Here is a 492-nt window from a genome sequence, read left to right as displayed (position 1 = left end):
AGATGCTGCAGACCCGAAACGAAGTGATCTATCCATGAGCAGGTTGAAGCTGGTGTAAGAGCCAGTGGAGGACCGAACCGGTGTGCGTTGAAAAGTGCTCGGATGACTTGTGGATAGGGGTGAAAGGCCAATCAAACTTCGTGATAGCTGGTTCTCTCCGAAATATATTTAGGTATAGCCTTGCGTAGTAGCATATAGGGGTAGAGCACTGAATGGGCTAGGGCTGCTTACCGCGGTACCAAACCCTATCAAACTATGAATACTATATGTGTAATCGCAGGAGTCAGGCGTAGGGTGATAAAATCCTATGTCGAGAGGGGAACAACCCAGACTAACAGCTAAGGTCCCTAAGTCACATCTAAGTGGAAAACGATGTGGAGTTACTGTGACAACCAGGAGGTTGGCTTAGAAGCAGCCATCCTTTAAAGAAAGCGTAACAGCTCACTGGTCTAGTGATTCTGCGCGGAAAATATAACGGGGCTAAGATGTGCA

Annotated in this window: 1 rRNA gene; it reads left to right on the top strand. The window is 47.6% G+C overall.

From position 1 onward, the window contains the following. A 23S ribosomal RNA gene (locus ETC27_RS16450) occupies window positions 1-492 on the top strand; the annotation flags it as partial.

The sequence above is a fragment of the Onishia niordana genome, from assembly GCF_004798965.1.
GTDB lineage: Bacteria > Pseudomonadota > Gammaproteobacteria > Pseudomonadales > Halomonadaceae > Onishia > Onishia niordana.
The sequence above is the reverse complement of the archived record's forward strand: the minus strand, read 5'-3'. Positions and strand labels throughout refer to the sequence as shown.